The sequence below is a fragment of the Myxococcus stipitatus DSM 14675 genome (genome assembly GCF_000331735.1).
Lineage (GTDB): Bacteria > Myxococcota > Myxococcia > Myxococcales > Myxococcaceae > Myxococcus > Myxococcus stipitatus.
The window spans coordinates 7,956,163-7,962,051 of the sequence record NC_020126.1 but is presented as its reverse complement, the minus strand read 5'-3'; the positions used below and the strand labels follow the sequence as shown (position 1 = coordinate 7,962,051).

The 5,889-nt window shown below is 72.2% G+C and carries 3 protein-coding genes; 2 read left to right on the top strand and 1 reads right to left on the bottom strand.

Annotated elements, in window-relative coordinates; translation table 11 throughout:
• Positions 1–57 precede the first annotated feature (57 nt).
• Together MYSTI_RS45410 and MYSTI_RS41110 are read left to right on the top strand one after the other, a co-directional pair.
• Positions 58–2,610 (top strand): DUF5916 domain-containing protein, encoded by a 2,553-nt coding sequence (locus tag MYSTI_RS45410; protein ID WP_052351181.1) that lies wholly within the window; start codon positions 58–60, stop codon positions 2,608–2,610.
• On the top strand, positions 2,604–4,973 hold the full coding sequence (locus MYSTI_RS41110; RefSeq protein WP_015351675.1) for a M28 family peptidase: 2,370 nt from the start codon (positions 2,604–2,606) through the stop codon (positions 4,971–4,973). The genes MYSTI_RS45410 and MYSTI_RS41110 overlap by 7 nt, the downstream gene beginning before the upstream one ends.
• Before the next feature lie 11 nt (positions 4,974–4,984).
• On the opposite strand, the gene MYSTI_RS30505 is transcribed toward MYSTI_RS41110, so the two are convergent.
• Positions 4,985–5,872, bottom strand: coding sequence for an arginase family protein (locus tag MYSTI_RS30505; protein ID WP_015351674.1), 888 nt, complete (start codon positions 5,870–5,872; stop codon positions 4,985–4,987).
• Positions 5,873–5,889: the final 17 nt, after the last annotated feature.

The following is a 5,889-nucleotide window of genomic DNA, read 5'->3' as shown; positions in this document are numbered from 1 at the left end:
GGGACGTCGCCGCCGTCCGGCGATGGCGGGGCGGTGGCGCGCGGGGGAGGCACCGACGTGACACGGTGGGCGTGGCCCGGAAGAGCGTGGTGGAGCGGGCTGGTGCTCGCGTGGGCGGCGCCCGTGTGGGCGGCGGAGGTCCCTCGTGCGACCTCCGCCTTCCGCGCGGTGCGCACGGACGCGTCCGTGTCGGTGGACGGGACGCTGGACGAGCCCGCGTGGGCCGCCGCGCCGGTGTACTCGGACTTCGTGCAGAGCTTCCCCTCGCCGGGCGCGGCGCCGGGGGAGCGCACCGAGGTGCGCATCCTCTACGACGAGCGCAACCTCTACGTGGGCATCACCGCCCATGACTCGCAGCCCGAGCTCATCCTCCAGAGCCTGGGCCGGCGCGACGACATCCCGCCCTCGGACACGGTGACGGTGATGGTGGACAGCTTGAGGGACCGGGCCACCGGCTACCTCTTCTCCATCAATGCTGGCGGCACGCTGCAGGACGCGCGGCTCACCGAGGACACCACCGAGGCGAAGGACTGGGACGCCATCTGGGAGGGCGAGGCCACCGTCACGAAGGACGGCTGGGTGGCGGAGCTGCGCGTTCCGCTCACCGTGCTGCGCTTCCCGGATGCACCGGTGCAGACGTGGGGCTTCCACGTGCGTCGGCAGATATCCCGGACGCACGAGCAGGTGGACTCCACCGTCATCCCGCGCGAGGCCAATGCGCTCGTGTCGCGCTTCGCGGACTTCCAGGGGTTGGAGGGCGTGCGGCATCAGCGGGCGCTCTCGCTGACGCCCTACGTGGCCAGCCGCTTCACCGCGAGCCGGGAGTCGGTGCCCCTGGGCGGCGCGGTGTCGCTGGAGCCGTCCGCGGACGTGGGGTTGGACTTCCAGGCCTCGCTCGCGAGCGACCTGTCCCTCACGGGAACCATCAACCCGGACTTCGGCCAGGTGGAGGCCGACACGTTGCTGGTGAACCTGAGCACGTCCGAGGTGTTCTTCCCGGAGAAGCGTCCCTTCTTCCTGGAGGGGCTGGAGCTGTTCCAGCCGGTGGGCGCGCAGGCGGGGCGTTCGGCGCAGACGCTCTTCTATTCGCGGCGCGTGGGGTTGGAGCAGCCGCTGCTGGGCGCGGTGAAGCTGGTGGGCACGGTGAGCGACGGCGTGCAGGTGGGGCTCCTGAACGCGGTGTCCATGGGGGCCCCGGCATTGGGGGGCGAGGCGGAGCGAGGCTACCGCTTCCAGTGGGAGCGCCCGCTGCACTTCGGCTCGCAGTCCGCGCTGCCGCGCGTGGTGCCGCCGCCGATGAACTCTTTCGCGGGCGTGCTGCGGGCGGAGGTGGCGGAGGGGCAGCAGCTCGGGTTGATGGTGACGGCGGCGACCCCGCTGTCCTCGAAGTGCCAGGGGCATCCCTTGCCGGACTCGCCGCCGTGTGTGGCGCGTGGAGGGCAGGCCGCGGCGGCGGACTTCCGGTTGCGCACGCAGGATGGTGTCTACGCGGTGTCGGGGCAGGTGGATGCGTCGCGGGTGTCGGGCGGCGAGGCGGAGGGTTATGTGCTGCGCGACGGGACGCGGCTGCGGCCCGGGGACATGGGCTTCGGCGCGTACCTGCGAGGCGGGAAGCTGGGCGGCGAGCCGTGGCGCGCGACGCTGACGTACGAGTACGAGTCCCCCACGTTGGAGCTGAACGCGTCCGGCTTCCAGCCGCTCCAGAATCAGCAGAAGGTGTCGGCGCATGTGCAGTACGGGCGGGGCTCGCGGTGGGGGCCCTTTCATGAGCTGTGGCTGGGCGTGCGCGGGCAGGGGGCCTGGTCCACGGACTCGCGAGGGTTGCCGCTGTCCCGTGGGGTGGACCTGACGCTGGAGGGCGTGCTGCCGGACTTCAGCACGGTGACGTGCGAGGTCGGCGTGGAGACGGGCCGCCGGGACCTGCGGGAGATTCCGGAGCGAGGGCTGGCGTATGAGCTGCCGAGCTTCCGCTTCGCCACGTGTGCGCTGGAGACGGACCCCCTGCGGCCCTTGTCCTTCACGCTGGATGGCTACGTGGACCGGACGTCGCGGAACGGGGTGTCACCTGGGCGGGTGGGGAAGTCCGTGAGCCTGGGCGCGTCGTGGCGGCCGATGCCTCGGCTCCAGACGGACGTGGACGTGTCCTATGAGGCGACGCAGGACGGACCGCGCTGGACGGGGGAGACGGATGACGGGCGGCTGCTCTTCGCGGAGCTGGTGCCGCGCTTTCTCACGTTGACGTTCAAGCAGCTCGTGGTGGTGACGCCGAGGCTCACGTTGCAGGCGCGCGTGCAGCTGCTCACGGGACTGGGGCCCTATGGGCCTTTCTACGCGGCGCGGATTCCGGAGGATGGGACGGTGCGGTTGACGGACCTCCAGCCGGTGACGGACGCGGAGGACCCGAGCTTCCACACGGCGGCGCTCAACCTGAATGTGGTGGCGCGGTGGGAGTACCGCGTGGGCTCCACGCTGTACTTCATCTACTCGCGGGCTCAGGAGGAGCCGTTGTTGGAGGGGCCGGAGGCGGCGCGCAGCTCGCTGCCGCCGCACGGGCTGGGACGGGGGCCTCGCTCGGACACGGTGCTCCTGAAGGCGAGCTACACATGGTGAGCGCGCGGCGGTGGGCAGGAGTCCTCGGGGTGCTGGGCGTGGTGCTGGGCGCCACCTGGGTGGCTCGCCGTCCGGTGGCGCCACTTCCGGCGAGCGCCGCGCCGGAGCAGTTCTCGGAGGCGAGGGCCCTGCCGCTGATGCGCGAGCTGGCGGGGGAGCTCGGGCCGCGTCCCCTGGGCTCGCCCGCCGCGGCACGGGCCGTCGTGTTGTTGGCGGAGCGGCTGCGAGCGCTGCCGGGCGTGGAGGTGGAGGTGCAGGATGTGACGGGCACCACGGTGGACGAGGAGGGGATGCTGGTCCTCTTCCGCGCGGTGAACGTGCTGGCGCGGTTGTCCGGAGAGGATGCGGACGCGGTGCTGCTGTCCGCGCACTTCGACAGCCCGGAGGAGAGCCCGGGGGCTGGCGACGACGCGGTGGCGGTCGCGGCGGGCGTGGAGGTGATGCGGGCGCTGAGCGCGGGTCCGCGGCTGCGCCGCACGGTGGTGCTCAACCTCAACGGAGGTGAGGAGGAGGGGCGCCTGGGTGCGACGGCGTTCCTGGGCCACCCGTGGGCGCGGGACGTGAAGGGGTTCATCAACCTGGAGGCTGTCGGAGTGGGAGGACGTCTGGTCCTCTTCCGAGCCAGCCCGGGAGCGGCGGCGCTGGTGGAGGGATATGCGGCCACGGCGCCCGCGCCACGTGCCTCGGTGCTGGGCCAGGACGTGATGGCGAGCGGCGTGGCGCCCTTCTACACGGACTTCGAGCAGTACGTGGGGGCAGGGCTCCCGGGGCTGGACCTGGCGCTGGTGGAGGGCGGCCACGTCTACCACACGGCGCTGGACCGGCCGGAGGCGGTGCCCGCGGGAACGCTTCAGCATGTCGGGGATACGGCGCTCGCGCTGGTGCGCGGGTTCGCATCAGCACCGCGCGTGGCTGCGGCACACGGGGCTCCGACGGCCAACCTGGTCGACGCGCGAGGACTCGCTTCTTCGCCACCTGTGGCCGCGGTGCACGAGGCCGCGATGACCACGTTCTTCGACGTGCTCGGCCTCGGGACGGTGGTGTACGGCCCCCGTGCCGCCACGGCGATGACCGTGGTGGCGGTAGTCCTGTTCGTCGCGGCCGGCGCGGTGGCGATGCGACGAGGGGGACTGACCTGGAGGGGATGGGGACGTGGCTTCCTCTGGACGGGCGTGGGAGGTGCCCTGGGGCTGCTGCTGCCGGTCCTGAGCGGTCTGCTGGTTGGTGTCGTGCTGCGGCGTCCGCAGGGCTGGTACGCCACCCCCTGGCTCGGTGTCGTCACCTTCGGTGTGCTCACCCTCGCGGGAGTGCTCCTCGGCGAGGCGCTGTGGGCGAAGCGTGCGGCCCGACGAGGAAGTGAGGCGCCCAGGAACATCGAGCGCTGGGCGGGCGCGCTCGCGTGGGGCGCGGCCATCGTCGTGCTCGGGACATGGGGAAGCGTGGGCGTGACGTATGCGCTGCTTGTCTGGCTCGTGGGCGGGGCCATGGGCCTCCTGGTGGCGACGAGGGTTCCTCGGTGGAGGGGCGCGGTGCTCGGGCTGGCGTTCATCCCGGGGCTGGTCCTCATGTCCCAGGCGGCATCCCTGTTGCTGTCGCTGGTCATTCCCCTGACAGGCCACCTGTTGGTGCCGTTCCCGCTGGATGGCGCCGTCGCGCTCCTGGTGGCGCTGCCAACTGTCGCGGGCGCGTGGCTGGTGGCGGACGTGTTCCCCTGGGCGGATGGAGGGCGTCCCGTGTTGACGGGGGCGCTGGTGCTCGCGCTGGGAGGACTCCTGGCGCTGGCGCTCGTGGCACCTCACGACGAGGCACATCCTCGGCGGCTGCGGGCCGTCGAACGGACCGACGCCTCTGGCCGTGCCCTCGTCCTCCAGAGCATGGATGGGCTGGCGCTCGGGCCGATGGTTCCCGAGCTCGCGGAGGCGCACGCCACGCAAGCACAGACCGCGCTCGCGCTGTCCGAACAGATGGCGAAGGAGACCTCGGGTCTTGCCGCCCCGGTCGTCACCGTCGAGCACGTCGCGCAACACGGGCCAGAGCGCGAAGTCTCCTTGCGGCTCACGGCCCCGGCGGGTGCCGCGCTGCGACTCGAGGTTCCGCGAGAGGCCCTCGCCTCGTGGTCGCTGGGCTCATCGCTCCCGAACCTCCCCGCGGACGCCACCGCCTTCCGAGCCCTCGCACTGTCTCCCCCCGCCGAAGGTTGGCGCGTGGGCCTTCGCCTGCGCGGAACCGCGCCCGTGCCCCTCCGGGTCCGTGCCTCGCGCGAAGGCGCGGTGACGTCCTCCCTCGAGGCCCTGCGCCGCTCACTCGGCCCCTCCACCACGGGCTCGTTCGCCGCGTCCCACACAGTAGAGGCGCGGCCATGAAGCCCACGGCCTCACCTCGGCGCGGGCAGCGCCGCGAACTCCTTCACCAGCCGCGCGGTGACGAGCGCGGTGAGCCGAGCCGTATCCAGCTCCGGGATGAACTCACTCACGTCCATGCCGACCAGCTCGTAGCGCCGAGCCAGCCCCCGCAGGAGCACGAGCAGCTCCCGGAAGGTGGGGCCACCAGGGTAGGGCGCCTCGACGGCGGGGACCTCGTGCGGCGCGAGCCCATCCAGGTCCACCGACACGAACACCCGCCGCACGTCGCCGAGCTGCGCGGCCATCATCTCGAGCACCGCGGGCAGTCCTCGCTCGACCAGCTCCGTCGCGGCGACGACGCCCGGCCTCCACGCGCGCAGTCCATCCCGCTCCCGAGCATTCACCTGCCGGACGCCGAAGATGCACGTCCGCTCCGGCCGGATGTGGGGCAACTTCCACGCGTGGTGGAGGATGGAGTCGAAGCCGAGCGCCTCGTTCTGTGCGCAGTCCGGGTGCGCATCCACGTAGAGGACGGCACAGTCCTCGAACACCTCGCTCACGGCCGACAGGGCCGCGTACTTGATGAAGTGGTCCCCGCCCACGCCGATGGCGCGCTGCCCCGCTCGGAAGAGCTCCACGAAGCGGGCATGCACGACCGCGAGCTGCTCGTTCGCCGCGAGCCCCTCCACCGGCAGGTTCCCCGCATCGAACAGCGAGGCCCCGTCCTCCAGCAGCTCCGTGAGCGACGGCGATTCGTTGTCCGCGTCTCGCACCACATCGGCGGTGAACAGCTTCCGGGGCGCATCCGACTTCCCCCGCGCGCTCTCGGAGAAGCCGGCCCCCTGGGTGTTGGCGCCGAACAGCACGGCACGGGCCTGGGACTCCTCGGGACACGAGGCATGGCGCATCCGGGAGCTCATGGGCGCACCTTCGCGAA

What these genes read in the sequence shown, in the direction of transcription:
- MYSTI_RS30505 (WP_015351674.1), bottom strand. Translation starts at nt 5,872, where the DNA reads ATGAGCTCCCGGATGCGCCATGCCTCGTGTCCCGAGGAGTCCCAGGCC.
- MYSTI_RS41110 (WP_015351675.1), top strand. Translation starts at nt 2,604, where the DNA reads ATGGTGAGCGCGCGGCGGTGGGCAGGAGTCCTCGGGGTGCTGGGCGTG.